The 26,644-nt window shown below is 61.0% G+C and carries 30 protein-coding genes and 1 tRNA gene; 15 read left to right on the top strand and 16 right to left on the bottom strand.

From position 1 onward, the window contains the following. The first annotated feature begins 636 nt into the window (after positions 1–636). The 4 genes from LPJ38_RS03195 to LPJ38_RS37900 are packed head-to-tail and all read left to right on the top strand — an operon-like array spanning position 637 to position 2,843. Positions 637–1,023 carry a hypothetical protein gene (locus LPJ38_RS03195; protein ID WP_145630587.1) on the top strand — a complete coding sequence of 129 codons (387 nt, stop codon included), beginning with the start codon at positions 637–639 and terminating at the stop codon, positions 1,021–1,023. Then, on the top strand, positions 1,020–2,021 hold the full coding sequence (locus LPJ38_RS03190) for a phage tail protein (RefSeq protein WP_145630588.1): 1,002 nt from the start codon (positions 1,020–1,022) through the stop codon (positions 2,019–2,021). Before LPJ38_RS03195 ends, LPJ38_RS03190 begins: the two co-directional genes overlap by 4 nt. 2 nt (positions 2,022–2,023) lie before the next feature. Then, positions 2,024–2,686 carry a hypothetical protein gene (locus LPJ38_RS03185; protein ID WP_231088567.1) on the top strand — a complete coding sequence of 221 codons (663 nt, stop codon included), beginning with the start codon at positions 2,024–2,026 and terminating at the stop codon, positions 2,684–2,686. After that, positions 2,598–2,843, top strand: a complete 246-nt coding sequence (locus LPJ38_RS37900) for an HGGxSTG domain-containing protein (protein WP_145630589.1) — start codon at positions 2,598–2,600, stop codon at positions 2,841–2,843. The genes LPJ38_RS03185 and LPJ38_RS37900 overlap by 89 nt, the downstream gene beginning before the upstream one ends. Before the next feature lie 66 nt (positions 2,844–2,909). Here the strand turns inward: LPJ38_RS37900 and LPJ38_RS03180 are convergent, their stop codons facing one another. Next, on the bottom strand, positions 2,910–3,944 hold the full coding sequence (locus LPJ38_RS03180) for a hypothetical protein (protein ID WP_145630590.1): 1,035 nt from the start codon (positions 3,942–3,944) through the stop codon (positions 2,910–2,912). Positions 3,945–4,857: 913 nt separating this feature from the next. Between LPJ38_RS03180 and LPJ38_RS03175 the strand changes: the two genes are divergently transcribed. Continuing rightward, complete coding sequence (locus tag LPJ38_RS03175) at positions 4,858–5,625, top strand: hypothetical protein (RefSeq protein WP_145630591.1); 768 nt, start codon at positions 4,858–4,860, stop codon at positions 5,623–5,625. 19 nt (positions 5,626–5,644) lie between these two features. Next, complete coding sequence (locus tag LPJ38_RS03170) at positions 5,645–6,226, top strand: ParB N-terminal domain-containing protein (RefSeq protein WP_145630592.1); 582 nt, start codon at positions 5,645–5,647, stop codon at positions 6,224–6,226. Between the two features lie 3 nt (positions 6,227–6,229). On the opposite strand, the gene LPJ38_RS03165 is transcribed toward LPJ38_RS03170, so the two are convergent. After that, on the bottom strand, positions 6,230–6,781 hold the full coding sequence (locus tag LPJ38_RS03165) for a thermonuclease family protein (protein ID WP_430640286.1): 552 nt from the start codon (positions 6,779–6,781) through the stop codon (positions 6,230–6,232). Between the two features lie 185 nt (positions 6,782–6,966). Beyond that, positions 6,967–7,212: a helix-turn-helix domain-containing protein gene (locus LPJ38_RS03160; RefSeq protein WP_145630593.1), complete on the bottom strand. Its 246-nt coding sequence runs from the start codon at positions 7,210–7,212 to the stop codon at positions 6,967–6,969. Positions 7,213–7,290: 78 nt separating this feature from the next. Here LPJ38_RS03160 and LPJ38_RS03155 point away from each other — a divergent pair, with 78 nt between their 5' ends. From LPJ38_RS03155 to LPJ38_RS03145, 3 genes are all read left to right on the top strand, one after another. Continuing rightward, complete coding sequence (locus tag LPJ38_RS03155) at positions 7,291–7,599, top strand: hypothetical protein (RefSeq protein ID WP_145630594.1); 309 nt, start codon at positions 7,291–7,293, stop codon at positions 7,597–7,599. Positions 7,600–7,610: 11 nt separating this feature from the next. Next, the gene (locus LPJ38_RS03150; protein ID WP_145630595.1) at positions 7,611–7,925 is read left to right on the top strand and encodes a hypothetical protein; all 315 of its coding nucleotides are present in this window, start codon (positions 7,611–7,613) and stop codon (positions 7,923–7,925) included. 296 nt (positions 7,926–8,221) lie between these two features. Then, positions 8,222–9,013 (top strand): hypothetical protein, encoded by a 792-nt coding sequence (locus LPJ38_RS03145; RefSeq protein ID WP_145630596.1) that lies wholly within the window; start codon positions 8,222–8,224, stop codon positions 9,011–9,013. Between the two features lie 21 nt (positions 9,014–9,034). Here LPJ38_RS03145 and LPJ38_RS37895 read toward each other — a convergent pair whose 3' ends face one another. The 3 genes from LPJ38_RS37895 to ligD are packed head-to-tail and all read right to left on the bottom strand — an operon-like array spanning position 9,035 to position 10,307. Then, positions 9,035–9,169 (bottom strand): hypothetical protein, encoded by a 135-nt coding sequence (locus LPJ38_RS37895; RefSeq protein ID WP_283811461.1) that lies wholly within the window; start codon positions 9,167–9,169, stop codon positions 9,035–9,037. Continuing rightward, positions 9,166–9,387 carry a hypothetical protein gene (locus LPJ38_RS03140; RefSeq protein WP_145630597.1) on the bottom strand — a complete coding sequence of 74 codons (222 nt, stop codon included), beginning with the start codon at positions 9,385–9,387 and terminating at the stop codon, positions 9,166–9,168. Before LPJ38_RS03140 ends, LPJ38_RS37895 begins: the two co-directional genes overlap by 4 nt. Then, positions 9,387–10,307, bottom strand: coding sequence for a non-homologous end-joining DNA ligase (gene ligD / locus LPJ38_RS03135; protein ID WP_145630598.1), 921 nt, complete (start codon positions 10,305–10,307; stop codon positions 9,387–9,389). The genes LPJ38_RS03140 and ligD overlap by 1 nt, the downstream gene beginning before the upstream one ends. Before the next feature lie 141 nt (positions 10,308–10,448). Between ligD and LPJ38_RS03130 the strand changes: the two genes are divergently transcribed. Continuing rightward, entirely contained in the window at positions 10,449–10,640 is a 192-nt protein-coding gene (locus LPJ38_RS03130; RefSeq protein WP_145630599.1) for a DUF3606 domain-containing protein, read from the top strand. An 18-nt stretch (positions 10,641–10,658) separates the two neighbouring features. Here LPJ38_RS03130 and LPJ38_RS03125 read toward each other — a convergent pair whose 3' ends face one another. Further along, positions 10,659–11,399, bottom strand: coding sequence for an SOS response-associated peptidase (locus LPJ38_RS03125; protein ID WP_145630600.1), 741 nt, complete (start codon positions 11,397–11,399; stop codon positions 10,659–10,661). A gap of 30 nt (positions 11,400–11,429) precedes the next feature. Then, positions 11,430–11,813, bottom strand: a complete 384-nt coding sequence (locus LPJ38_RS03120; protein ID WP_167520357.1) for a hypothetical protein — start codon at positions 11,811–11,813, stop codon at positions 11,430–11,432. A 265-nt stretch (positions 11,814–12,078) separates the two neighbouring features. On the opposite strand from LPJ38_RS03120, the gene LPJ38_RS03115 reads away from it, so the two are divergent. The 5 genes from LPJ38_RS03115 to LPJ38_RS03095 all read left to right on the top strand — a co-directional run bounded on the left by LPJ38_RS03115 (position 12,079) and on the right by LPJ38_RS03095 (position 17,085). Continuing rightward, positions 12,079–12,918 carry a type I restriction enzyme HsdR N-terminal domain-containing protein gene (locus LPJ38_RS03115; RefSeq protein ID WP_145630602.1) on the top strand — a complete coding sequence of 280 codons (840 nt, stop codon included), beginning with the start codon at positions 12,079–12,081 and terminating at the stop codon, positions 12,916–12,918. Positions 12,919–12,979: 61 nt separating this feature from the next. Beyond that, positions 12,980–13,771 (top strand): TIGR02391 family protein, encoded by a 792-nt coding sequence (locus LPJ38_RS03110; protein ID WP_145630603.1) that lies wholly within the window; start codon positions 12,980–12,982, stop codon positions 13,769–13,771. Between the two features lie 90 nt (positions 13,772–13,861). Further along, a complete protein-coding gene (locus LPJ38_RS03105; protein ID WP_145630604.1) occupies positions 13,862–14,200 on the top strand; it encodes a hypothetical protein in 339 nt (112 codons plus the stop codon). A 298-nt stretch (positions 14,201–14,498) separates the two neighbouring features. After that, a complete protein-coding gene (locus tag LPJ38_RS03100) occupies positions 14,499–15,554 on the top strand; it encodes a hypothetical protein (protein ID WP_145630605.1) in 1,056 nt (351 codons plus the stop codon). A gap of 184 nt (positions 15,555–15,738) precedes the next feature. Next, entirely contained in the window at positions 15,739–17,085 is a 1,347-nt protein-coding gene (locus LPJ38_RS03095) for an IS5-like element ISBj5_B family transposase (protein ID WP_011084757.1), read from the top strand. Positions 17,086–17,156: 71 nt separating this feature from the next. On the opposite strand, the gene LPJ38_RS03090 is transcribed toward LPJ38_RS03095, so the two are convergent. The 8 genes from LPJ38_RS03090 to LPJ38_RS03055 all read right to left on the bottom strand — a co-directional run bounded on the left by LPJ38_RS03090 (position 17,157) and on the right by LPJ38_RS03055 (position 26,559). Continuing rightward, positions 17,157–17,233, bottom strand: a tRNA-Arg gene (locus LPJ38_RS03090). 58 nt (positions 17,234–17,291) lie between these two features. Further along, the gene (locus LPJ38_RS03085) at positions 17,292–18,347 is read right to left on the bottom strand and encodes a sensor domain-containing diguanylate cyclase (RefSeq protein WP_145638347.1); all 1,056 of its coding nucleotides are present in this window, start codon (positions 18,345–18,347) and stop codon (positions 17,292–17,294) included. Then, positions 18,347–21,457: a bifunctional diguanylate cyclase/phosphodiesterase gene (locus LPJ38_RS03080; protein WP_167520597.1), complete on the bottom strand. Its 3,111-nt coding sequence runs from the start codon at positions 21,455–21,457 to the stop codon at positions 18,347–18,349. The genes LPJ38_RS03085 and LPJ38_RS03080 overlap by 1 nt, the downstream gene beginning before the upstream one ends. 175 nt (positions 21,458–21,632) lie before the next feature. Then, positions 21,633–22,718, bottom strand: coding sequence for a branched-chain amino acid ABC transporter permease (locus LPJ38_RS03075; protein ID WP_208750580.1), 1,086 nt, complete (start codon positions 22,716–22,718; stop codon positions 21,633–21,635). Beyond that, the gene (locus LPJ38_RS03070) at positions 22,715–23,725 is read right to left on the bottom strand and encodes a branched-chain amino acid ABC transporter permease (protein WP_145638353.1); all 1,011 of its coding nucleotides are present in this window, start codon (positions 23,723–23,725) and stop codon (positions 22,715–22,717) included. Before LPJ38_RS03070 ends, LPJ38_RS03075 begins: the two co-directional genes overlap by 4 nt. Continuing rightward, the gene (locus LPJ38_RS03065) at positions 23,722–24,444 is read right to left on the bottom strand and encodes a branched-chain amino acid ABC transporter ATP-binding protein (protein ID WP_145638356.1); all 723 of its coding nucleotides are present in this window, start codon (positions 24,442–24,444) and stop codon (positions 23,722–23,724) included. Before LPJ38_RS03065 ends, LPJ38_RS03070 begins: the two co-directional genes overlap by 4 nt. Next, positions 24,441–25,205 (bottom strand): ABC transporter ATP-binding protein, encoded by a 765-nt coding sequence (locus tag LPJ38_RS03060; RefSeq protein WP_145638359.1) that lies wholly within the window; start codon positions 25,203–25,205, stop codon positions 24,441–24,443. The genes LPJ38_RS03065 and LPJ38_RS03060 overlap by 4 nt, the downstream gene beginning before the upstream one ends. 169 nt (positions 25,206–25,374) lie before the next feature. Next, positions 25,375–26,559, bottom strand: coding sequence for a substrate-binding domain-containing protein (locus LPJ38_RS03055; RefSeq protein WP_145638362.1), 1,185 nt, complete (start codon positions 26,557–26,559; stop codon positions 25,375–25,377). Between the last annotated feature and the right edge of the window lie 85 nt (positions 26,560–26,644).

Genomic DNA, 26,644 nt, shown 5'->3' with positions numbered 1-26,644 from the left:
AAGGTAATCGCCCGAGCTCCCGTATCGTGGGTTTCGCAATGCGCAACGCCAATTGACCTTGCCTCTTGCACTGGGAAAGGTGGGCAATCCTTGTTCCACTGACCGGGTTTCCACTCAGGATTCAAGAATTTGACGAGAACTTCCCCGGTGGGAGTTAGCTTACACTCCATCGTGGTTGCGAACGCGTTCGCGCCGAACGAGATAAGCCCAAGCAAGGTAATAAGGATTCGCATGACCTTCTACCTCCTAAGCAATACTTAAAATACAACCAGAGAGTACACTTTCCTCGCGCCACCTGCAAACGCGGCATTGCGTCATGCTGCCGCAGAGTCGCTCCCTCCTCGCCAAGGCCTTTTCAACCTTATCCCCACGGGGACAGAGCTATTGAGCGGCGGCTGATGTGACCGCCAGAGACCCTGAACCGCTGAGTGAATGTGTTCACGGGCGACAGAAACCGTTCGTTACGCCCTCATCGAGGCCCAGCCCTTTGGAGATTGCGAGTGTTAGAGTTCTGCGACCGGTACGCGAGAGCAGGTCGCAGAAGCAGCAAAGTCCGCAAGATCAGCAGCCTTGAAGTGGTGGGCAAGCTCTATCGCTCGTACCGACAATCACATGCAATCTGCATGAGGACGAACGATGGACGACGCCGCCACATTCGAGCAACTGATCCAATTTCGCGCCCCTTCGAACCTTTCAAAGGCGATCGACAGGGCCGCGAGCCAGCGTTGCCAATCGAAATCGGACTACATCAGACAAGCGCTCGTTGACCGCCTCCAAGCAGACGGCGGCTCTCCCCTCGGCGAGCAGCAGTATTGCCTGGTCATCGACGGCGAGCTCATCGCAACCAGCTTTAAGCCTGCCAAGGACGATCGTGGCGGCGTGTGGCTACCGATTGAGAACGAGGACAATCAGCCCTTTGACCCGGCGCTGCACTGGCGCCTGAAGCCGCTTCCGCTGCGCCTGGACGGTGATCGGGTGGTGCGGACCTATCCCGTCATTGCCAAGTGCCAGGAGCACGCATGAGCGGGTTGGCGTGGTGGTCTCAGACCGCAAACAGCAACGCTAACGGCAACGGGGATGTCGCCATAAATATGGCTGAGGGAATGGCGCCTTCAGCCGTGAATGACAGCGTAAGAGCCCTGATGGCCTCGGCTGCGAAGTATCGGGACGATATTTCCGGCGCGATTGCGGCGACTGGAACGGGCGCTGCTTATGCCGTGGCGTCTTACCAGAGCTTCGACAGCCTCTCCCGGCTGGCTAATCAGGTGATCGCATTCACCCCGCACACGACGAACACGGGCACGACCACGCTCAACGTTGACGGTCTGGGCGCCAAGCCGCTGCGCTCGGCCCCCAGCACAGAGCTTGCTGCCGGCCATCTCGTCCAGGGCACGCCCTACGTCGCGGTCTACAACAACAGCGATGCGGCGTTCTATCTACGCGGCTTCTACGGCAATCCCTATTCGCTTCCGGTCGGCGGAGTGCTTCCATTCACCGGCTCGACGGCTCCCAATAGCTCGTTTGTTCTGGCGTATGGGCAGGGGATCAGCCGCACGACTTACAGCACCTATTTCAGTCTGGTGGGCACCACATATGGCACTGGCGACGGATCGAGCACGTTCAACATTCCCGATCTTCGCGGGCGGGTGATTGCTGGCCGTGACGACATGGGCGGTTCGGCGGCCTCGCGGTTGAGTGTGACGAGTATTACGAGTGGCGGACCGACCACGTTGGGCGGCTCGGGCGGCGCTGACACCAAGACGCTCGCGACCGCCAATCTACCGCCGTACACCCCGGCGGGCACCATCACGAACGGAGCTATTTCCATTTCGCATAACGCCGTCAGCTTGGCCGCCAATATGACAGGGGGTGGTGCCTTTTCGGCTGGCGCAAACGCCGCGACCATTACGGCGTCGCAGGGCGCCTCGACGTTCACAGGCACGGCGCAGGGTGGCACTAGCACGGCTTTCTCTCTCGCCCAGCCGACCATCATCCTCAATTACCTTCTGAGGATCATCTGAGAATGAAGCGCAAGGTCAACAAGAGCGCGCTCAACACCGAGCAGCTCCCAGCGACACCAGAGACCAAGGCGGGCATTGCCTATTGCCCACCTCCGGATGAGCTCGACACCGGCGTGCCCGAGTTGAAGCACCTGGGTGGCTCGAAGTCGGACCAGTGGAATCTGATGCTCTGCAATCAGGTCATGAGTACCGCCTGGTACGGACGCAACCCGCAGCCGGGCAAGGATCTGGACGACAAGAGGACCGCCATTCTTTCCTTCATGGCGGGGGTGAACCCGAAGGACACGATCGAGGGCATGATGGCAGCCCAGCTCTTTGCGTCTCACGCCGCTGCCATGGAGTGCTATCGCCGGGCGATGCTTCCTGACCAGAGCTTGGAGGGAAAGCAGATGAACCTGACGCTGGCCGCCAAGCTGACGAAAGCGAACGCCGAACAGGCCGCGGCTCTATCAAAGTACCGCGGCAAGGGTCAGCAGAAGGTCGTCGTCGAGCATGTGCACGTCTACCAGGGCGGCCAAGCGATCGTCGGCCAGGTTACCCCAGGGGGGTCTATGAAAAATTTGGAGGCTCAACCTCATGCTATTGGATATGCAGAATGCTCCCCGGTGCGGCGCGAGAACGAAGAGCAGAAGCGGGAAGCCCTGCCAGTCGCCGGCAATGCCTAACGGGCGCTGTCGGGTGCACGGAGGCCTTTCGCCAGGCGCTCCGAAGGGCAACCAGAATGCCTTCAAGCACGGGCGCTACTCAGCGCGACGGCTCGCGGAGCGACGGCACATGGCGGCCTTGATCAAGGAAATGCGCGACCTTGCCAGTAATCTTTAAGGCTGCGCATCTAAGTCGCCGACTGTCGTTGCGGTGTCGGAATTTCAACGACGTAAGCACAAGCTTCTAATTTTTGCCGATCTCAGGGATCACTTGGTCATATGGCCGATCGAAATCTATCAGTCTGCGTCCGGGTATCTTGTTGATCTCCAAATTTCGGATCAGAAACGCCCGAGCTCCAAACTTGTTGCGGTAGTCCCGCTCTGCCGCTTCCCGGCTGGTGTACTCACAGTATTTTGTGGTCGGGAGATTGCATCGATCCTCTCTCGGATTTTGAGAAAACCCAAGAGGATGCCAGTCATGCGATATACTGCCAACATATGCATGGGCAGAGTAGGTCGAGGGGTTACATGCGAATTGGTTGGATAGTGCACAGTAGTGGGGATATGTCTTGCCAAATTGATCATCCCATTTGTAGGAGGGGATGCTGGTAATCGCGAGATCCTTTGCCTGGTCACTATTCAGGGAATTTGTCCCGTCTAAGAATTTTTTTGTTAACAGCGTTTGGATTTCCGCGCGACTTTCGACCTCTTTGATCACCTGCAGAAGGCCTCGAGCGTTGGCGGGAAATAGAGGCGTTTTCAGAGGGAAGATGATTGCGGAAACCCGCTTGATGTCCCTGTTACTCGCACCGACCTTAGCTAATGCGTCCGACACCTTGTAGCCGACCAGTTCGTCATAGCTTGCAACAAACGAGTATAGCTGATCTTTGGGTCCCAGCTTGGTCAGGCGATCGATGGCAAGCCCGGGCTCAACTTCTGGATCATATGCAATCAGGCGGACGACATTCTTTACTTCGGAGTTGTCTTGAAGGTTCTTGAATGCTTGGTCGCTGGTCATCCTAGGAATAGATGCAGCTTTCACCAGTGCTAGGCTCGGCCCCGAAGCGGAAAAGATCATGCCGCCTATCAATGAGAGGAAAAGGGCTGCCTTCATCGAAGAGGGAAAGTCATCGGGCTTGGATTTGGCCGCCTTATAGGCGAGGGCGCCGGCTACCAAGAGAAGGGCTAGTCCGACTACAGAAAGAGTTGCGCTAGAAGAGGATGATGCCACAAGCCTGAAAACAGTGCTCAGGCCGTCGATAATCTCTTTGCTGTCCATGTGGTTACTCCTGAAATAGCAATCACAAGCGAGGTTGAGCGGGGGCGATTGCCCCTGCTCGCAATTCGAGGTGCGGTAAAGCTAACAACTCTCAGGGGAAAGGATCGTGAAAGTGCCGAGCGGAGGGCGGGTTGTGTGGTTCGCCAAACGGGCAAATCTATCGTCTGACAGGCGCCAGCGCTGCAGCGCGCTCCTGCAAGAGCGATGGGGGGATGAGAGCGTACAACCATGCTGCCCCCGCCTAAGTCACAGACAATATAACCTTATCAGCCTTTGGCCGGCGCAGGAAGTATAAAATTGCGCAACGTGCAGAATACACGTTGACCGGGAGCGTTGCCCCGCGGGATGGGCCGTTTAGAGCTCAATTGCAGGTCGTTGTGCTCATGATGCCGGTGCGCATGGTGTTGCACACCACAGGATCGGCTCTTGTCGCCGCGACTGGCGGGACGTAGGGCGCATTGCCCCCTCCACCCCTCAAGCTTGCCACCTCGACCCGCTGCCTGTCCGCCTCCATTGCGAGCCTCTGAGCCTCGCAGCCGGTTGCCCCAGAGCTAGTCAGGCAATCCTTATAGGCGGCTACTGAGGCGTCGTACGAATTGTTGGCCTGAACGTTTCGGACCACGCCGCAGCCCGACAGGACTATTGCGGCAAGCAGAGCGGAAACGCGCAGTACAGGGCAATAGACCAAATATAATCGGTTCATGGCAAAGCTCCCCTAGAGGGGATTCAACCGGAACGGGCGAGCGAAAGCAACAGTCGCGTCCTCGCAATGGCGGGCTGTTCGGACCTAGGGCGCTTAAATCCACTTTCGTAAGCAAATTCAAAGGCATGTTTTCAGCTCAGTGCGAAGTTCTAGCAAGTAGATAGCGTAGGCCATAAGCTGCATTCTGGGCCCGGCAGAAGGGAGAAGCTTGTGGCAGGCAGCGACGATGACAACAACGAGGAGAAGTCTCCTAAGTTGAGGCTCGTCAGCGGCAACCCGAATGCTCGCGCCGATCGACAGATTGAGTGGGCCAAAAGCGAAGTCCAGAGTGCACTGTCTCAATTCGCCGCCGCGTTGCTTCGTACGATTGCGGGCAACGACACGGAAGCGGTCTATCTCATCCGCCGTCTGGCTCTCGTCGTGGAGGCGATCAACAAGTTCGAGAAACAGGCGGATCGGGGGATGTCCGCCGCGGAGTTGCAGGAGGCGCTATGCTTGCCACAAGCCGAGATGGATCATTCGGCGGACGATGATTGGCGCTATCGTCGCTGGCGGCGCGAGGACGGCTTCGACGATATTGTGAAGGGTGCGCTCCGTCTGGCGGCGCATAAGGTTCTCGGCGAGGAGCCGGCCTTCGGTGGGATGCATTCCGAGAGAGTAATCGAGCGGGGCATAAAGACGCTCGAGGAGCTAAGGCGCCCTCCGCCCCCAGCCCGACCACGATCGAGGCAGACAAAGGACTTGGCCGGCAGTTGGGAAGATCTTGTCCTCAGTCGAACTACAGAGAAACCCAAGCGCAGGTTCGGCGAGCGACTTGGGTCAGCGCCCAAGGCCTCTGCCCAAAGGTCGACGCGCCGACAGGCTGGGTTCGATGAAGACGATCTGAAGGAACTTCGAAAGGCGATCAAGGCGAAGGACAACAAGCGGATTGCCGAGCTCACGGCAAAGATCGGCCGGCCTAAGCTCGAAGGACCCTAAGGTAACTAGAATCCAGCCCATGGCAAAAAAAGTTAGAGACCAGCAAGCTTTCCTCAAGGAAACCGTTGGCCGTCCCCTGACATCCGAAGAGATGCTCGAAATTCTGAACACGAACTGCACATACGAAGAAGCAAAGTCTCGCTTGCAGGAGAGGGCTAGAATCAGAAGCGCGGCAGACCAGATTAAAGAGCGCCCTCTAGAAGCTTGGCCTGCATTTGATGTGCGTTGGGATCTATCTCCTGCGAACTTCTACCGTGTGTTTGACGGGGCGGATCCGGATAGCATTGAGGAAAATGAATGTGTGGTCATCCCCGATGTCCTCCTGGAAAATATCGATGCAGCGCTAACGCCTTGGTGGCACCGAACCGCTGCCCAAGTCTGGAGCATCGGCGACCCCAATAAAGCGGCCCGGGCGATAGTGCATTGGTCAGAAGGTGGGTTAATGACTCCGCCCCTGCTCGCTCCCACCAGCGATGGGCAATTGGTCATTGCCGGCGGCAACCACAGACTAGCTGTAGCGAGGGCGAAAGGAGTAATCCGCTTACCAATATTGGTGAAGTCGGCAGAACAGGCGCGAGTGCGGCAGATCCTCAAAATTTAGGGCTCATCGGTGGTCGGCCGCCTCATCAGAACAGATGGCCGGCCTGCCGCCCGCCTTGACGCAAGCGCGGTACTGCCAAGGCTCAATGAAGCTTCCAGCCCATATCCCGCGGTTGGCCTTCTCTGCGCTGCGCTGGGCGTTCTCATACTTGCCCTTGGAGTACTTCGGCCAATCGAGAGCGTGGCCGTTGGAGACAAGCCAATGCGCGATATCGGGGCCTGGCGTTCCAAGTGAGCACGTTGCCACCATGCGCCCGTACTGGTCTCGGTCAACCGGAGAGCAACTCACGGGCCGCTTGATGGCCCATAGCAAACCGGCGAGCGCCGTCGCCGCGACGCGCCCACACTGGTACAGCTTGCTGTCGTCGTTCCGACAGAGCTGGTCACTCTTCGGAGCGTCGATACCCCAGAGCCTGATGCGCTGGCCATGGATCTCAATCGTGTCGCCGTCGATCACGCTGGCCTGCCCGATTATGTCGTCGGCACGGGCTGAGAGAACGGGCAGAACGGAAATTGCCAACGCGAGCCCGAAAATTCGATTTATTTCGATTTTCAAGATGATTTCTCACGCTTCAAAAATAGGGGAATCTTGAATTTTAGGGCAAAATAAGTCCCTCTTTTATGGGGTGCGTAAGTTCGTGGGATTTTCCGTCTGACTGCACTGCGGAAAATGCCCTTTTGTTGCTCGCAAGTCGGAGGGCTGGGGCCCCAAAAGGGGTGGGGTACCTCTGAATAAAAAAATCAACGCTTCCGCTTCCTCATCCTCACACCGGCGCCGCCTCCGTTCTCGGGGATGAACTCGACGCCGGCTTTCTCGAGCGCAGCACGGACTGCATCCCGCACATCTTCGGACACGGCCGAGCCGTCATCGCTCTCACGTTCTAGGCGCTTGATGGTAGGCAACGATCTTCCTGCGGCTTCCGCGAGATCGGTCTGAGACCAACCCAGTAGTCCTCGCGCGGCTCTTATCTGTTCGATCGAAATCATCTCGATTCCTGCTTGACACTTTTTGGATCATTGATATGATCCATTTTGTATCAAGACCGCAGCCCAAAGGCAACCCAGATGAGCAAAAGCACCTCTCCGGTGAACGGCGGAGCTATGCCTTCAGCCACCCTCACGATCGCCAACCTCACCGACGAGCAGACGGGCAGGCTCAACCGCGATGTCTATCAGGCGCTCGTCCGCCGGGAAGCCATGCGGACCTTTGGCTCGACCGCTCCCCGCTATCTGCGCCAGGCAGCGAAGCTCTACCGAGACCACGTCGCCCAGCAGCTAACGGCTTGGCGCCAGCGCCATGGTCTCGCTGTCTCGACCTCTCTAGTTTCGGCTTACGGCCGCCCGCAACAGGGTGTGCGCCGTTCAACCTTCTGAGGAGAAAGACCATGACTTCGCTCAATGACGCTCGCCTCGCGCTTCCTGCGTCCGTTTCGCCGGATGACCGGCTGCCGACGTTCAAGGAAGTGACCGGCTTTGATGCTGCATCGGCCTGGGCTCGCCTCACACCGGAGCAGCAAGCGTTCGTCGGCGAGCTGGCGGTTCGCTTTGCCGTCGTAGGGGGGCGCCTCAACTACCAACACGACGACTTCACGACAACCGAATCCCGGGAGATCGAGCACCTCGAGAGTGAAGCTCTCACTGATTTCCTCGACAAGACCGAACCGCTCTGGGCCGACCTGTACGGTTGGAGAACCAACTAGGCGTCATTCCAGAGCCAAGGGCGGCAAACTCGAAAGGAGGTGAAACCAACCGTAGCTTGCCGACATCAGACGCTGATTGAGCCGGGGCGGACCGGCTCAGTCCATCATCACACTCAAAGCTGAGACACGACATGAGCAACGCGGTAGCTAATGGCGCCACGGGCGCCGGACTATTTTCATCATCTTCCCCCAAGCAGGAAAGCGGGCGCGACGCATGTCAGCCCGGATCAGCGCGGCCAGAACCATCCGCCTACTCAGGCATTCCTGTGCCCGGGGCAATAAGCAGGAGGCTTCTCGTGAACTCACTCGTTTCGATTTCGCTGGCAGGTGCCACACCCGTCCCCGCTCCTGCTATGCAGGCACCGGATCGCCGAGCCCTCGAGGCCTACGCGTCCTGGCTGCACATGGAGCGGCGTCTGCTGTGCCTCGAGCTCTGGCCGCACATGGGCGTCGACGCCGAAAAATACATCTGGGCCGACAATGCCGGCCATGACTGGCATTTCCGTGGTGAAGGCGATTGGCGTGATCTACCTCAGCCCTCGAGCCGGGCGGCGCGTGTCTTGGATCTTGTGAGGGTCGACTGGAAAGATCCTCGATACGGCAACATAAGTCCTCGGGACAATGGCCTCAGGCCGGCGCTGCCGGACAATTGGCCGGCATCAGACGATCCGATCTTCGCGGCGATTGAAGCCCATAAGCACATTCACGAGCGACTTGCGAAAGAAGTGAGTAAGCACTCGGAGCTCGAACAGGAAATCCCGCTGGAGAAGCGCCAGTCAGAGGTCAACCCCTGGGAGGACGAGTTCATTGTGGAGACCGACGATCCGCGCTGGATTGCCAGCGAACGCGCGTTGCTCAAGGCGTTCGACGCGGAGATAGAAGCCGCTTGCGCACTGTGCGAAATCCGTCCCAAGACGCGGCCGGGACTGATGGCTCTCCTCAACTACGCTCTCACGCACGACAAGGATGGGCATGGCTGGCCTCGCGCTCTCGAAAGCGGCGACAGCAGAAACATCACTAGAAGCTGGCACCATTTTCTGATCGAGAATGTCACGGTCGCGCTGACACTGGGTCTCGGAGAAGTTTAACCGGGGAGGCGGCCCGCCGGTTCACGCTGGCGGGCCGATCACTTTGTATTCGAACGCGACACCCTCAGGATCGTTCTCGTCGATCCAAGCCTGAGCGGCTTCCTCCGTGGCGAACACCTTCAGCTCGTCGCCCTGATCGTAGATCCATACCGTCATGGCTCGCGCTCCGGGATGTCTGCCGAAGGCCTTGGGTGTACCCGCGCGTCTACCAGAGCCTCGGTTATGGCGTCCCGGAGGCTGTCGCGATCAAGAATGCTCAGTAGCCGATCGATGGTCGCCGCGGCATCCTGATCCCGCGTCAAATAGTCGGCGAGCGCCACCATTGCGAGGTCGTAGCTCTGCTCGATCTGCTCGGCAGGAGAAAGGCGCGCCATCACAGATCCTCCCTCAGCCCCTTGAAAGTCGGGTGCCGCAGATGGCCATTCGCAGACTTGGCGCGGTACTCGACCTCGGCATTGAGGCGGGGCTCCACCCAGACGCCGCGGTTGGGGATACGCTTGGCGAAGGGCTGGGTCTTGCGTACTAGCTTGTTCAGCCGCTGCTGCAGCTCCTTCACGGCCGCGGGCTCGAAGCCGTGCTCGACTTTGCCTGCATAGAGCAGCTTGCCGCCGTGCTCCCGGCCGACATAGATGCCGTCGAAGCGGTGGTCCTTGATCTTGAAGCCGGCGATGGTCAGCGTCTCGCGGTGTGCGCAGGTTTTTTTGACCCAGTAACTGCCGCGCACGCCGCCATAGGGCGAGCTGGCGATCTTGGAGACCACGCCCTCGAGCTCGCCGGCGCAGACCCGGCGAAAGAGCTCGGCGCCGTCCATGTCGAAATGCTCGCTGTATTGGATTGGGGATTTGGCAATCAGCGCCTTCAATGCGGTCTTGCGCGTGAGCAGCGGCAACTTCCGCAGGTCGCGACCATCGAGATAGAGCAAGTCAAAGGCCACCATAACCAGGTTGTCGGCCTTGCCTGTCAGGCTGTTCTGCAGCATCGCGAAGTCAGTCTTGCCGCCTTCGCCCGGCACCACGATTTCGCCGTCGATGATGGCTGAACTCGCATTGATTAGGTCGGCGTCGTGCGCCACCTTGCGGAAGCGGTCGGTCCAGTCGAGGCCGTTGCGGGTGTAGATTTTGACGTCATGGTTGGCGATGTGGAGCTGGGCGCGGTAGCCGTCGAACTTTACCTCATGGATCCATCTCTCGCCGCGGGGGACGCGATCAACGTGCTCGGCGAGTACGGGCTCGATGAAGCCTGGGAAGGGCGCCTTGATCCCGATCGCCTGGCGCTTCTGACGCTGCAACGCCACTGATGAACTCCACGCAACAAATACGTTGATTCGAATCATTTCGAACTGATTCGTTCCCTTGTTTGCTGACGCGATCTTTGCCGCCTTGGAACCTACTGAATCTTGTCGCGTTTTCGCGAGACAACGGAGGTTGCAGCAAACATGGCGAAGAAAGCAAAGAAGCAGTCGGCTCGCGGACGCAAGCAGGATAGGGCCCGCGTGGCTGGCGGGCAGGACTATGAGGTACAATACGAAGCGAAGAAAACCCGCAAATCAGCGTCCGCCGTGAAGAAGGCAGTGAAAAAGGTCGGCAGTAGCCGCAAAAAGGTAGAGCGCCGGTTGAGCTCGAGATAGATACCCTTTGCAACGAGCTCACCCAGTTCTCGGGTGATCCATTCCTTTGGCGGGGTCTTCCTTTACTCCGCGAGCGACGATCTGCAGCGTCCCGTCGGGGAGCGGACGCTGCAGTTTCAGCGCTTCCTCAGCGGGAGCATTCATCCACGTCTCTACCTCCTCGGGGGTGGTTAGGATGACAGGCATTGCCTTCGGATGGATGGCCCCGACTTCGGCGTTGGCTTCTGCCGTCAGGAACGCGAACAGATCGTTGGTGGTCTCGCCTTCCTTGACCTTCCGGACCGAGGTCCAGTTGGTCCAAAGGCCGGCAAAGCACAGAAGCGGGCGGCTGTCGTCGAGCGCGAACCAGATGTCGCCGCCCTCGACCTTGTTGAACTCGCTGAAAGAGTTGAACGGAACCACGCAGCGGTTCTCGACACCGAGCCAGCGGGCCCAATGCTTCGATTTTACGTTCCGGATGTTGGTGGTTCCGGAATCTGGCTCCATCCGGAGCAACTCCTTAAAATCGACTGTCTTGCCCTTAACTTGCAGTTTCTCGGCGCGCTTCTTCGTTGCATCCATCAGTGCCTTCGATGAGGAGGGCATTCCCCATCGAGCAAGCGCAAGCTCTCGGCCGCCGGTGCCCGTGCGGACGATCGGCGCCTTGTAGTCAGGGAAAACGCCCGGCATTGGGGCCAAGTTGCCGACGTATTGATTGACCACGCGAAACAGCGCGCTGATCGCGGCTTGGTTCGTGGTGATCGAATAGAGATTGCACATGGCCTCCACTAACCTGATTCGCAGCTCGACCTAACGTTCTTCACTCGGATGCACCCACTTGTAGGGGGTAATCTGTCTCGTCTCTGTTAGCTTGATCATGCGGGCAGGCGGCGCATAGCGAGGAGTACGGCAGGAGCGGCACTTGAGTGAGGCTTCCAACTTCCATAGCGGCGTATTATGGGGTCGGCGGACGGCGTCCAGCGGCAGGCTGGCGCGTGTCTTACATCGAGCGCACTCGACCTCCAGCCAGCCAAGCCCGCCGTTGAGGCATTGACCAATCGTTGGCGAGGGCTGCGCGGGGCCTCCGTAGCCTTCCATGCGGACCGACCAGGCCTCGGCCTCCGCTCGGTCGGCCTCGCGCACAGCCTGTTCCGCACGTTCACGGGCGCCGTCGGCATGGATCTTGGCGCCCATTATCCGGCCGCCCCAGATGACCTCTCGTGACTTAGTGCTCATGGCGGAGGATTCCGCGGGGCGCGCGAAATCACAAGCCGCTACGTCTTGCGGTCCTACCTCCAGAATCCACTAGTCCTTCGTCAACATAGACGAGCGGCTAAGCAATGCGGGCCCACCTCGCCGAGCGGCTTGGCCTCCTGAATAGCTACACTTCGACTAAATGGGGCTTGTGCTCGCCGGAAGGTTGCATGATGCTCATGCCTTTATTTCTAGGGGGCGAATCATGGCAAAACTCTCAACAAAAGTCGCTACTCGGATCACCACCCAGCTTAAAAGGTACCAGAGCGTACTGTCAGGGTTGCTGAAGCGCGACGTCAGCGAGGCTGATACGGTCACTGTCATCAACGATATGCTTTCCGACATTTGCGGCTATGACAAATATCTGCATGTCACTAGCCAGTACGCGATCCGCGGTACCTATGTTGATCTTGCCGTGAAGTTTGATGACGAGATCAGATTCATCATCGAGGTTAAAGCCATCGGGATCGACCTCAAGGATGCCCACGTAAAGCAAGCCATCGATTATGCTGCCAATGAGGGTATCGAGTGGGTAGTGCTGACGAATGGTGCCCACTGGCGGATCTACAAGGTGCACTTCGGCCAACCAATCGAGAAAATCCTCGTTTGTGAGTTGGATGCCATTGAGGCGAGCGCGAAGAGTCCCGAGGCCCTAGAGTGTTTTGGAAACTTGAGCCGCGAAGGCTTCTCGAAGGGCACGATGGCGGAGTTCTTGCTGCACAAGCAGGTCACGAACAAGTTTACTGTCGCAGCCGTTCTGCAGACCGACTTTATCCTAGAGGTTCTACGCCGCGAGATTCGTCGCATGAGTTCCGGCGTGAAGGTGGAAGTCGACTATCTGAAGACCTTGTTGCGTGAGGAAGTCATCAAGCGCGATTTGGTCGATAGCGATGAAGCAAAGGCGGCTCTCCAGAACATTAAGCGATTGCAGCGGGCCGCGACCCGGAAGAAGGCTGCACCGAAAGCTGCCGATGAAGAAGCGCCGATAGTCGCCCCGGTTGAGGATGCTTCAGCGTCCACGCCGCGAGCGGTCGCCATTCCTTAAACAATCCGGGCTTCGTTGAGGCAGGCTTGATGTGGGCTGTTACTGAACAAGAGGGTTGAAAGTGCCGAAGCCTTTCAATCAGTCATTCAATTCGCGTGAGCAGCTAGAGCGGGCAACTCCCGAGCAGGTAGGTGTCGCGCTGGTACTTCATATGCAGGTGGATGGTCGGCGGTTCTCCCCGCACAACTTCCAATCCGAGATCAACCACTTCTTCGGTAGTCCTGGATCACCGCCGTGGCTGATGCAGAGAGTTTCGGAAGGAATGATGTGGGCTCAGCAGATGCTCCTCGCGGTGCCAGACCTGAGCCAGCCTCACGCGGTATGGTACGTGTTGAGCCGAGCGGGCGTTGAGTTCGAGCCAACGGCCGATCTCGAAAGACTTCAGCTTGAACGGCTTCTACCTGAGTTTCTGTTGCACCCTGACGTGCGAGATGCATCAGCGGAGATATTCAAGATAGGTCGATACGACGCCGCCGTGTTCGAAGCGTTCAAGCTCGTTGAGACCGAAATCCGAGAAGCCGCGGGGTTGCCAGCGGAAGCGCATGGCATGCCGATGGTTGCCAAGGCGTTCAATACGGAAAACGGACCGTTGACGCTCGCTTCCGACCCGGCTGGCGAACGTCAGGGATTACAACAATTCATGGCTGGCGCGGTGAGCGTCTTCAAGAACCCGCGGAGCCATCGGAACGTTGATCTGTCGGATCCCAAGGAGGCAGCCGAGATGCTGATTATAGCCAGTCATCTCCTCCGTATTGTGAAGAGTCGAAGGTCCCCGAGCCTGCAGTCAGGCCCCCGTCCTCATCAACCAAGGTGTGAACGATCTGAATTTGATGGACAAGCAGACTGTGAATAGCTAGGAACATCAGCGATATCCGTTAGTTATTCCTTGACTCATCCGTGCTATCTTGGAATTACCGCTCATTTCTGATTCGCGAGCAAAGCCATGAAGACCCTGGGTTATGTTGCCTTGCTGGGTGCGTTCGTTGGCGTAGTGGCGGCACTCGGCCCGAGTTTTGTAGTCCTCACTGTCGGCTTAGTTGTCGCAGCCATTTCGCTCGTCTTCGCTTATAAGTTTATCCGCGCAGATAAGATCGAATTGCGGAAGAGCCAGACCCGGACTGACGACGTAAAGTCAGTTCTTCTAGGTAGAGCAAAGACTCGGGACGACTGGATACCAGACGCCCGGGTACAGGGCGGCATGATTTTCAATAAGAAGGCCAATCGGCTGGAAATAACTGGCAAGCTCTCGAACGACACCCTTGACCGCGTCTTTAGGTCCTGAAACCAACATCTCTTCTACTGTGGACCAATACGCTGGTTGGATACCGACCGCGAACGGACGCCTGTCGTTTCGTCACATTGGTGAGACTCGACACCCAACGCCATCCAAGTATGCCAACGTTGCTACCGCTATCGATCGGTACATTCTTGCGTATCAGCGACGTGATCTTAGCGACTCGGTTTTTCGTACCATTACCGATCGCGTTTGCCGAAGAAGCGGTGACTTTTGGTTCGCACTTGTCGCCAAGAGTGCAGCCGCGCCTGACAACGTGGACGGCAGCTTGTCGGGAACGATATTCGTGTTCAAGTCCAAAGAGGATTGGCGCACCGGGCCACAAGAAAAGATTCGAACGGCGATTAACGAAATGAACTCAGCACGGCTATCGCTAGCCTCTGACCGTGATCGAGTCATCGAGGTATCGTTGGACTATGGCCGAATGGCTTTGGCCGATTCTGCAGACGTCTGGATTGACTTCGTTCTTGAACGAAACGGCGAGCTGCGAGTGGCTCGGCCGGAATTTCGCGATGGTGATCTGGCGTACGCCTCGCGCGCATTCGCAAGCCAAGAAGGGCACGATTTCGACAAGTGGATTGCTGACCAGGGGTATTTCTTCCTTAGAGATATCGCTCACCAACATCAGCATCATGATCATGCTGTCGATACGATCCTCATACTTCAACGAAAGGACGATGCGGACGTCTCTTGGCGTCGGAACCTGCTGTTCTCTCTGCAATTCTACATCATCACCAATCGGCGGAGCCGCGACACCAGGGCACTCATTCAGGCGAAGGGAATACTTGCCTACTTCGAAGCATTCCTCGGAATATGTCAGAGCCAGCTCAAAGAGCGGTTCGCGCAGATTCCTGCCTTCGAAATAGACGCTCTCAGGTACTCTCTCGACGCTAGCATTGAAGAACGCACGTTCGAGCATTCAATCGACGCTCACCGTGCCGCAAACCTATCGAATTTTCGGGTTACCGTATTAGCTGTAGTGGCACCTACCCTGGCGCTTCTCGGCGTAGCTCTTCAGCCTCACATCGGAGGCCCTGACAACCTCAAGGATTTTCCTACGCTCAATCATGTGGCTCGTTTCATTTCGAGCTACGCAATTGAAATTCTTGCATTGACGGTGCTCTTGACGACCTCTGCGATGACAATTCAATTTGCATTGGCCTCTCTTGCTAGAAGAGGAAGCTACTCTCGACAACTGTTGGCCCTCGGCATCGCGAACGAGCGTGCCGCTTTTATTGCTTCGGTGACGATAGCAGCAATGAGCGCAGGTGCAGGGATGTACTTCGGGCGGGCATCACTGGGAGAGATGCTGGAATTGTTCGAAGGTCTGTTCGCTCGCTAATCCAGCGCTTACCTAGTCGTCCGTGAAGAAGGACTAAGCCACTGATCGGGAATCTCGATTTGGGCTAAGGGGCATTTCCAGATTGCAAGGTTTTGATGCTTTGGGCGTCAGAACCTTGCGATTTGGTTTTCGTGGATTCCCTCGAAGCGGGAAGCATGATTCCTTGTCTGCATCGGAGGGAACGATGCGGCCGAAGAAGCACAAGACGACGGGATCGAACGATCTGTTCCGGGCTCGGCTCGACCAGATCATCAATATGAAGCACGAGCTGGTTCTGCTCGCCGGCAAGGTCGATTGGGACTGGATCGACGGCGAGATCGCGCCGCTCTACAGCGAGAACGGCAGGCCCGGGATCGAGACGCGCTTCATGATCGGTCTGCTGTTGCTCAAGCACATTTACGGGCTGTCCGATGAGGAGGTGTGCGAGCGCTGGGTCCATGACCCATACTTCCAGTTCTTCACCGGGGAAGAGTTCTTTCAGCACACGTTCCCGCACGAGCGCTCGGACCTGAGCCATTGGCGCAAGCGGCTTGGCGACAAGCTGGAGTTGCTGCTGGCCGAGAGCTTGCGGGTAGCGCACGAGGCCGGTGCATTACGCAGCCAGGACCTCAAGCGGGTTACGGTCGACACCACGGTGCAGCCGAAGGCCATCACCTTTCCGACCGATGCCAAGCTGCTGCATGCGGCCATCAAGGGGCTCAACCGCCTGGCGATCAGGCACGGCGTCAGGCTGCGGCAATCCTATGCTCGCATCGCCAAGGCCGCCGCGATGATGGCCGGCCGCTACGCCCATGCCAAACAGTTCAGGCGGCATCAGCGGCAGTTGCGTATCCTGCGTAGCCGGCTGGGCCGGATCATCCGCGACATCCGCCGCAAGATCGAAGGCCAGCCAGCACTGGAGCAGGCGTTCGCCCTCCCGCTCGGCCGGGCCACGCAGATCCGCTCGCAGCAGCAGCGCCAGCGCGGCTGGAAGCTCTATTCCTTCCATGCCCCGGAAGTGGAGTGCATCGGCAAGGGCAAGGCCAGCGCGCCTTACGAGTTCGGCGTGAAGGCCTCCATCGTCACCAACAACCGCCGGGCTCCCGGTGGCCTGTTCGTGCTGCACGCCAGCGCACTGCCCGACAACCCCTACGACGGTCACACCTTGCGGGACGTCATTGACCGCACCGAGACACTCACCGGCTGTCCGATCGAGCGGGCCTATGTCGACAAGGGATACCGCGGCCACGACGCACAAAATCCCCGTCGCGTCTTCATCTCCGGCCAGAAGCGCGGCGTTTTCGGTGTCATCAAGCGCGAGCTGCGCCGCCGCTCCGCCATCGAGCCCATCATCGGACACCTGAAGGCGGAAGGCCACCTCGGGCGCTGCTACCTCAAAGGCCGCGCCGGCGATGCCGCCAACGTCGTCCTCTCAGCCGTCGGACACAACTTCCGCCGCATCCTCGCCTGGCTGAGATATCTCTTGTGCCTGTTCCTGGCCCAGCTATGGCGCACGCTCGCCCGGCCAGCCTCGATCAATCCGGCTTCTTAACGGACGACTACCTAGTGCTTACCCAGCCGGCCAGTTTGAACAACCGAAATTAGATAAGCCGTTGATTCTATTGGCGCACCCGACACGATTCGAACGTGTGACCTTTGCCTTCGGAGGGCAACGCTCTATCCAGCTGAGCTACGGGTGCAGTGAGGGTTGATGTAGCCGATTGACGAGGGGCGGGCAACCGCTTCTCGCCACCCGGCTCAAGCCGTCTTGCGGCTGACCGGGGCCGGAACCTGTGCCGCTTCCCGGCCGAGGGCGGCGAATTCGGCGAGAACCCGCTCGGCGCAGATGACGCGGTTGCGGCCGAGCCGCTTGGCCACATAGAGCGCCTCGTCGGCCGCCCTCAACAGTCGGTCGGGGCCGCCATCGGCGCCGGTGGGGATTTGGCTGGCGACGCCGACGCTGAGGGTGACGTGGTCGCCGGCACCCATGGCACCGTGGGCGATCTGCAGAGCCATGACGGCGCAGCGGATCTCCTCGGCGACGGCGCAGGCGGAGTCGCAATCCATGTCCGGCAGGATCAGCGCGAACTCCTCGCCGCCGTAGCGGCCGGCAAGGTCGAGCGGGCGTATGGCATGCCGGCTCACGGCGGCGGCGACCGCGCGCAGGCATTCGTCGCCGCTCTGATGGCCGTGACGGTCGTTGAACAGCTTGAAATGGTCGACGTCGACGAACAGCAGCGCCAGCGGCTTCTGCGTGCGCTGGGCGCGCGCCCATTCGCTCATCAGCATCTGGTCGAAGGCGCGGCGGTTCGACAGGCCGGTGAGCCCGTCCTTGGTGGCGAGCTCCTTCAGCGCCATCTCGGCGCGCTTCTGGTCGGTGAGATCGCGCAGCGTCTCCACCACGGCGATCAGATTGCCGGCCTCGTCGTGGATCGGGCCGGCGTCGATGGCGAGATAGAGCTGGCTGCCGAGCTTCGGCATCACGCACCAGTTCTCCGCGGAGAAGCCGAGGCCGTTGTGACCGCGCGCGGCATATTCCGAATAGAATTCCGGCAACTGCTCTGGACGGTCGAGCGCGACGAGGTCGGCGAGGCACGGGCGCCGGGTCTCGTAGAAGGCCTGCCAGTGCTTGGCGGTGCCGATCACCTCCGAGGCGGCGACGCCGGTCAGGCGTTCGCAGGCCCTGTTCCAGATCACGACGCGGCGCCTGGGGTCGATCACGAAGGTCGGCACCACCAAATGCTGCATCAGCCGCACCGCGTAGGAATCCGCGACGTCGATGGTCTTGGTGGAGGTCGTGCGCGATTTCGCCATCACGCCACCGCCGCCACCGGCGCGGCATCATCCGGGCCGAACAGCTTTCGCACCTCGGCGGCCGGCTTCGGCGCGCTGAACAGATAACCCTGCATCTCGGTGCAGCCCAGGGTGCGCAGCATCTCGCGCTGTGCTTCGGTCTCGACGCCCTCGGCGACCGTCGTCATGTTGCTGGCGGCGGCGATGTTCACCACGGCTTGCACGATGACGGGCGCGCCGCTGGTTTCCGCGATGTCGGCAACGAAGCAGCGGTCGATCTTGATCTTGTCGAACGGGAAGCGCTTGAGATAGCTGAGCGAGGAATAGCCGGTGCCGAAATCGTCGAGCGCGATGCGCACGCCGATGGCGCGGAGCTGGTGCAGGATCGAGAGTGCGGCCTCGTCGTCGCGGATCAGCACGGCCTCGGTGATCTCGAGCTCGAGTCGGCGCGGGTCGAGCCCGGAGGCCGCGAGCGCGCCGGCGATCCGCAAGGCCAGCGTGTCGCATTTGAGCTGCACCGGCGAGACGTTGACCGCGACGCGGACATGCGCGGGCCAAGTCGCGGCCTCGTTGCAGGCCGTCCGCAGCACCCAGTCGCCGAGCTCGTTGATCAGGCCGGTGTCCTCGGCGACCGGAATGAATTCCGCCGGCGACACCATGCCGCGTTCGGGATGGCGCCAGCGCAGCAGCGCCTCGCAGCCTGAGACCTCGCCGGAGCGCAAATCCACCAGCGGCTGGTAGTGAATCTCGAAGCCGCCGTTCACAAGGGCCTGGCGCAGATCCTGCTCCATGGTCAGGCGCGCCTTGGCGCTCGCATCCATCGCGGGCTCGAAGAAGCGGTGGGTGCGGCGTCCTCCGGCCTTGGCGCCGTACATCGCGAGGTCGGCATTCTTGATGAGCTGGTCGAGATCGGCGCCGTCCTGCGGCGCCAGCGCGATCCCGATGCTCGCGTCGGTGGAGAGCTGGTGCCCGAGGCAATGATAGGGCTGCCGGATCGCCTCATAGATCCGCGTCACGAACGCCACGACGTCGGCGGGGGAGGAGATTCCGGTCTGGATGACCGCGAACTCGTCGCCGCCGAGCCGCGCGATCAGGTCGCCCGGCGTCAGGCAGCCACGCAGACGAGTCGCGATCGCCTTGAGCAGCTCGTCGCCGACGTGATGGCCGAGCGAGTCGTTGATGCCCTTGAATTCGTCGACGTCGATGTAGAGCAGTGCGAACTGGCAGCCGTCGGCGACATGCGCCAGCTCGCGCTCAATCTGCTCGCGGAACAGCGTGCGGTTCGGCAGGTCGGTCAGCGCATCGTAATGCGCCATGTGCTCGATCTTCTCGTCGGCCCGTCGCTGCTCGGTGACGTCCTCGACGACGTTGATGATGTAGCGCGGCTCGCCGGACTTGTCGCGGATGCCGATCCTGCGCGAGGTGATGTAGCGCCGTCCGATATTCGGCGTGTTCCAGATATGCTCGTCCAGGAACAGCCCGTCCGGCGATTGCAGCAGCCTGTCGTCGTCCCGGGTGACGACGCCAGCGTCGTCCGCCGGGTAGAGGTCGAACGCGGTCTTGCCGACGATGGTCCCAGCGGAGTCGTCGAGCTGTTCCTCGGCCACGCGGTTGGCGAGGAGGTACCGGCGCGTCCGGGCGTCCTTCACGGTGATCCGCGAGGGAATGTGATCGATGATCTCGCGCAGGAAGGTGTGGTTGCGGTCGCGCTCCTGCTCCAGGCTGCGGCGCTCGGTGATGTCTTCGATGGTGGCGACCCATCCGCCCTGCGCGAGCGGCGTATTGATGACCTGGAAGGCGCGGCCGTTGGCCAGCTGATGAATTCTCGTGGAGACGGTACCTTCGGCGACGACTCTCATCACGTCGGCGCAAAATTCCTCGACATTGCCGTCGAACGCACCACGCTCCTTGCGATGGTACATCGCCTCGCGGATGTGGCAGCCGGGCTTGATGACGTCGTGGGACAGGCCGAACATGTCCGCATAGCGGCGGTTGCAGGTGACGATGGTGCCGCTGGCGTCGTACAGGATCAGCCCTTGCGACATGTTGTTGAGGGCGGTGTCGAGCCGCTGCCGCTCCGCCTCGATCCGCTCCTGGGCCTCGCGGTTCTGCCGGTTGATCTGGCGTATGATCAGATAGAGGATCAGCGCGATGACCGCGGCCGAGAAGCCCGCCGTCGCCACCATGAAGCCGGTCTGCTGCCGCCAGTCGGCCAGCGCGGCGCTGGTGAGGTTGGTGGCGACGATGACCAGCGGGAAATGCGTCAGCGACGCCGCCGAGCCGAGCCGCTCCTCGCCGTCGACAGGGCTCCTGACGCGCAGCGTGTGCTGACCGCCCTTGGCCAGCACCCTCCGCATCAGCGGCGCATCCTTGAAGCTCCGTCCGATCATCTCTTCGACGTGCGGATAGCGCGCCAGCAACTTGCCCTCGCGATCGAACAGCGAGATCGCCGTGCCTTCCGCGAGCGCGACGGATGCGAAATACTGCTGGTAGCTGTCCGGATCGATCCGCCGGACCATCGCACCGAGAAAGGTGCCGTCGGGACCGTTCAGACGCCGCGCGACCACCGTGGTCCATTTGCCGATGATGAAGCTGCGGACCGATTCCAGGATGACCGGCTCGGACGTCAGATTGGTTTTGAACGACTGGAAATAGGCGCGCGAGGAGACGTTGATCTTGGGCAGCGGCTGGGCGCGCGACCAGTTGATCAGCTCGCCCTCGGCATCGTAGATCGCGATGTCGCCGAGATAGGACACCGAGCTGATCTTGCTGCGCAGCATCTGGTTCGTCGCAGGTGTGGACATGCGCTCGCGGAACATCGCGGGCGAGGCGACGTCGGGCAGGTTCATCTGCCCGATCACATCGGCGGCGACGACATCGGAATCCTGGAATTGCTGATCGAAGTGCCGCGCGATCAGCTGCACGGTGTTTTCGAGCTCGCGCTCGCGGTTCACCAGGGTCCGCTCGCGAAACTCGCCGACGGCCATGGCCGTCACGGCAAAGATGCCCGCGACCAGCAGCACGCCGCACAAGGTCAGCCACAGGACCGGACCACGCCGCATCGCTGCCCTCCAGCCGTTGTTCACGGCTATGGACATTCCGGCTGCGATCCCTGCAAAGACCTGGCGCATTCCCCCTCCCTGGAGGAACAGGAATACACCGCACAAATGGCGCAAACCTTAGGAAAGCCAGTTACCTAAGCATTAATCCGGTTGCGCAATCGCGCGCGCATGCAGCCGGGCGCGAGTCGCGTCACGGTTGGTGTCATGTCCATCGCAAACGCTGCGCTGCATCATGAATCGTTGGTTAATGCGCGGCGCCCGCGCTCTTGTCGCCGCCGGCCTTGCGCAGCCGTCCGACCACGCCGGTGGGGAAGAAATAGACGCTGGCGATGAACAGCAGCCCGAGCCACAGCAGCCAGCGGTCGGGATGCAGCAGCCCCGGCAGCAGCGGCAGCCCGGCGTCCGACGCCGCCGTGGAAGCCACGCCCATCAGCGACTGCAGATAATTCTGGGCGAGGATGAAGATAGTGGCGCCGATGATCGCGCCGTAGATGGTGCCCATGCCGCCGATCACCACCATCAGCAGGATGTCCAGCATGATCGAGAAGCTGAGCGAGGTATCGGGCCCGGCATAGCGTAGCCAAAGCGCGTTCAGGATGCCGGCGCTCGCGGCGACCAATGCGGCGAGGCAGTTGGCGAAGGTCAGGTGGAACACGGTGCGGAAGCCGAGCGCCTCGGCGCGAAAGCGATTCTCGCGGACCGCCTGCAGCACGCGCCCGAACGGCGAGTTCACCACCCGTAGCAGAGCCAGGATCATCAGCGCCGAGATGGCGAGCACCAGGTAGAAGGTCAGGATGCGGCCGTTGATCTCGAAGCCGAACAGATTCTTGGAGATCAGCACGGTCCCGGGCCGCAGCAGCTCGGGCAGCTGGAAGCTGCGTCCGTCCTCGCCGCCGGTCAGCCAGGACAGTTGCGAGGCCAGCACCTGGAAGGCCGAGGCGACCGCGAGCGTGATCATGGCAAAGAAGATCGCTGCGACCCGCAACGAGAACAGCCCGATGGCGAGCGCCAGCAGCGCTGCGAGCGGCAGGCCGATGACGATGCCGGTGGCGACCGCGGCCCAGTTCGGGCCCATCCCGTACAGCGCGATCGCGATGGCGTAGCTGCCGATGCCGTAGAACATGGTGTGGGCGAACGACACCGAGCCGGTGTAGCCGAGCAGCAAATCGTAGGACGCGACCAAGGCGGCGAAGACGCAGATCTTGGCCGCGACGTTCAGCGCCTTGGCGCCCGGAAACAGGAACGGGGTTGCCGCCAGCGCCAGGATGATGAGGACGAGAACGAGCGTCAGGACGCGGCTGCGCGGCGGATCGCCTGAGAGGATCATCATCGGCTGGTCACCGCATAGAGGCCGCGCGGCCGCCACATCAGAATGGCGACCATCAGCAGGATGTTGGAGACGAGGGCGAGCTTCGGCACCAGGAAGCCGCCGTAATTGGCCACCATCGCCACCAGGATGGCGCCGATGAAGCAGCCGCCGATCGATCCGAGGCCGCCGATGATGACGACGATGAAGATCAGCACGGTGAGCTCGTCGCTCATGGACGCGTGCACCTGCTCGCGATAGAGCGCCCACATCACGCCGCCGAGGCCGGCCAGCGCCGATCCTGTCATGAACACGCCGAGGAACAGGCGGCGGATGCGATAGCCGAGCGCCTCCACCATCTCGCGATTCTCGACCCCGGCGCGGATCAGGAGACCGATCTTGCTGCGATTGAGCACGAGCTGGATGGCGATGAAGATGCCGAGGCCGATCAGCATCGCCAGTACCCGGTACTTGGCAATGGCGACGTCGCCGAGGATGAAGGAGCCGCGCAGCGAGGTCGGCAACGGCATCGGGATGATCTGCGGTCCCCACAGCGCATAAAGCGTCTGCTCCGCGACGATCAGGCCGCCGGTCGTCATCAGGATCTGCTTCAAATGCTGGCCATAGACGGGAAGGATCAGAACCCGCTCGACGACGAGGCCGAGCGCGCCCGAGACCGCCATCGACAGCAGCGCCGCCGGCGCCAGCACCGCGAGGTTCATCCAGAGCGAATCGGCCTGAATGGAGGCCGCGAATGGTGCCAGCACCAGGGTCGCGATGTAGGCGCCGACGGCGATGAAGGCGCCGTGGCCGAAATTGAGCACGTCCATCAGGCCGAACACGAGTGTCAGGCCGGACGCCATGATGAAGATCATCATGCCCATGGCGAGGCTCGCCACGGTCAGCGTCAGCCAGGACGAGGTCGAGCCGATCAGCGGAAGCATGAGGAGGGCGAGCGCCACCGGCAGCAGGATCGGCGCGAGGTCGCGCTTCGGCTTCGGCAGCGGATCATTCGCGGCAAGGTCAGTCACTGATGCGTCTCCAGGCTCAGGCCGAGCAGCCGCTCCTGCAGCGGCACGTCGGCGGCGAGCGCCGCCATCTCGCCGCGGTGGACGATGGTGCCGTTGTCCATGACCAGCACGCTGTCGCCGAGCTCGCGGGCGGCGAAGAAGTTCTGCTCGACCATGAGGATGGTCGCACCCTTGCGCTTGATCTCCTTCAGGCATTCGATCAGCGCCATCACGATCGCGGGCGCGAGACCCTTGGTCGGCTCGTCGATCAGGAGCAGCTTGCGCGGCTCGATGATGGCGCGTGCGATCGACAGCATCTGTTTCTGTCCGCCGGAGAGGCTTCCCGCGCGCGACAGCCAGAACCGGCGCAGCGCCGGAAAGAAGCCGAAGATCCAGTCGAGCTGGGTATCGTCGAGCGGCCCGTCGCGCGCCGCCAGCACCAGATTCTCCTTCACCGTGAGATCGGAGAACACCGCCATGCTCTCGGGCACATAGCCGACGCCGAGCCGGGCGATGTCGGGCGTGGCGCGGCTCTCGATGCGCATGCCGGCAAGGCTGATCTCACCGTGCGAGGCCTGCCACAGGCCCATGATGGTGCGCAGCGTCGTGGTCTTGCCGGCGCCGTTGCGGCCGAGCAGCATCGTGACCTGGCCCTGCGGCACCGCGAGGTCGATGCCCTGGAGGATGTGATAGCGGCCGATATGGGTGTGCACGCCGGAGAGTCTGAGGAGATCGGTCATGCTGCACTCTTTGGTGTGACGCCGAGATACGCCTCCTGCACGATCGGCGAGGCGATCACCTCGGCAGGCGGTCCGTCCGCAACCAGCTGCCCGTTATGCAGCACAATGATGCGGTCGGCGAGCGAGCGCACCACGTCCATCTTGTGCTCGACCAGCAGGATGATCTTGCGGCTGTCCTGCTTGAGCTGAGCGATCAGGTTCAGGACGACGGGCACCTCGTCGATGCTCATGCCCGCGGTCGGCTCGTCGAACATGAAGACTTTCGGCTCCAGCGCGATCATCAGCGCCACCTCGAGCTTGCGCTGGTCGCCATGCGACAGCACGGTCGCGGCGACGCCGCGGCGGTTGCCGAGCGCGACCTGGTTGAGGATGGCGTCGGCGCGCGCGATCAGGTCGCGGCGGACCATCCAGGGGCGCAGCATGTCGTAATGCGTGCCGCTCGCGGCCTGCACCGCGAGGCGGACATTCTCCTCCACGGTCAGGTTCGGGAAGAGATTGGTGAGCTGGAACGCGCGTCCGAGTCCCGCACGGGTCCGCATCGGCGCTGAATGCTCAGTGATGTCGGTGCCGTCGAACAGGATGCTGCCGCTCGATGCACGGAGCTGGCCCGAGATCAGATTGAAATAGGTGGTCTTGCCGGCGCCGTTCGGCCCGACGATGGCCGTGAGCTCGCCCGGCCGGAACGTGCAGGTGACGTTGTTGACCGCGACATGGCCGCCGAAGCGGATGGTGAGATCGCGGGTTTCGAGGGTCAGCGGCATGGGAGTCCGGCGAAGGATGGAATGAGAATATATCCGCGGTCGCGCTGCGCTCCCTCCCCCGCTTGCGGGGTAGGGCACGGGAGAGGGTGTCTCCACAATGGGATAATCCCCAAGAGGAGAGAGCCCTCTCCCGGCCTCTCCCGCAAGCGGGAGAGGTGAAGTAAGGAGCCTACCGCTTGTTGCGGACGGGAACGTCCATGTCCTCGATCTTCAGCTCGCGCACCGGGTCGAGCACGGCCCAGGCGACGTTCGGGTCGACCTTGACCTTGAAATGATACATGCTCTGCAGCGCCTGATGGTCCTCTTTGCGGAACACCATCTTGCCCTTGGGCGTGTCGAACTCCAGGCCCTCCATCGCCGCGATCAGCTTCTCGCTGTCGGTCGATTTCGCCTTGGTGACGGCGGCGACGACCGACATCGCGGCGGCGAAACCGCCCGCGGTGAAGAAGTCCGGCGGCGCGTTGAAGCGCTTCTGGTGCTCGGCGACCAGCCAGTCGTTCACCGGGTTCTTCGGGATCTCGTAGAAATAATAGGTCGCGCCTTCCATGCCGGGCAGGCCCTTATAGGCCGCGAGCGCCGGCAGGATGTTGCCGCCGGTCGACAGCTCGATGCCATAGCGCTTCGGATCCATGTCCTGGAGCTTGGCCAGCGGATTGCCGGCGCCGGCCCAGATCACCCAGATCACCTTGCGGCCGGGCTTGTCCTTCAGCGCGTCGAACAGGCGCTGGCCGACCGCGGTGAAGTCGGTGGTCGAGGTCGGGGCATACTCTTCCGCCGCGAGCGTCGCGCCGGTCTTGGCGAGCGCCTCCTTGAAGGCGGCGACGCCGTCGCGGCCGAATGCATAGTCCTGCGCCAGCGTCGCGACGGTGACGCCCTGCTTGCCGATCGCGACCGCGTTGGAGATCGCGTCCTGCGAGGAGTTGCGCGCGGTGCGGAAGATGTAGCGATTCCACTTCTCGCCGGTAATTTGATCCGCGACCGCCGGCTCGACGATCAGGATCTTCTTGTTTTCCTCGGCGACGGGGAGGATGGCGAGCGCCGCGGCCGACGACGTCGTGCCGATCGCGATGTCGGCCTTGTCGTCCTGATAGGCTTCCGCCAGCGCGGCCTTGGCCAGATCCGGCTTGCCCTGATCGTCCTTGGTGATGACCACGATCTTGCGGCCGTCGAGCGTCATGGTTCCCTTGGTCGCGTATTCGAAGCCCATTTTCAGGCCGGTCTCGGTCTGCTTGGCATAGGCCTCGAGCGGGCCGGTCTTGCCGTAGATCAGCGCGACCTTGAGGTCGTCGGCAAGTGCGGAGGTGCCCGCGGCGAGCGCGAGGATGGTTGTTGTTAGGATGAATGATCGACGCACGATGGTCCCTCCCTTAAATGAACTGCCTTGCTCAAAGCGATTTGCACAAGTGTGCAGACATTGCAATTCCACCTTCCGGCGGTGC

Origin of the sequence: Bradyrhizobium daqingense (assembly GCF_021044685.1) — a bacterium.
Classification (GTDB): Bacteria; Pseudomonadota; Alphaproteobacteria; order Rhizobiales; family Xanthobacteraceae; genus Bradyrhizobium; species Bradyrhizobium daqingense.
Note: the sequence above shows the minus strand (reverse complement) of the source record. Positions and strands in the feature narration are given on the sequence as shown.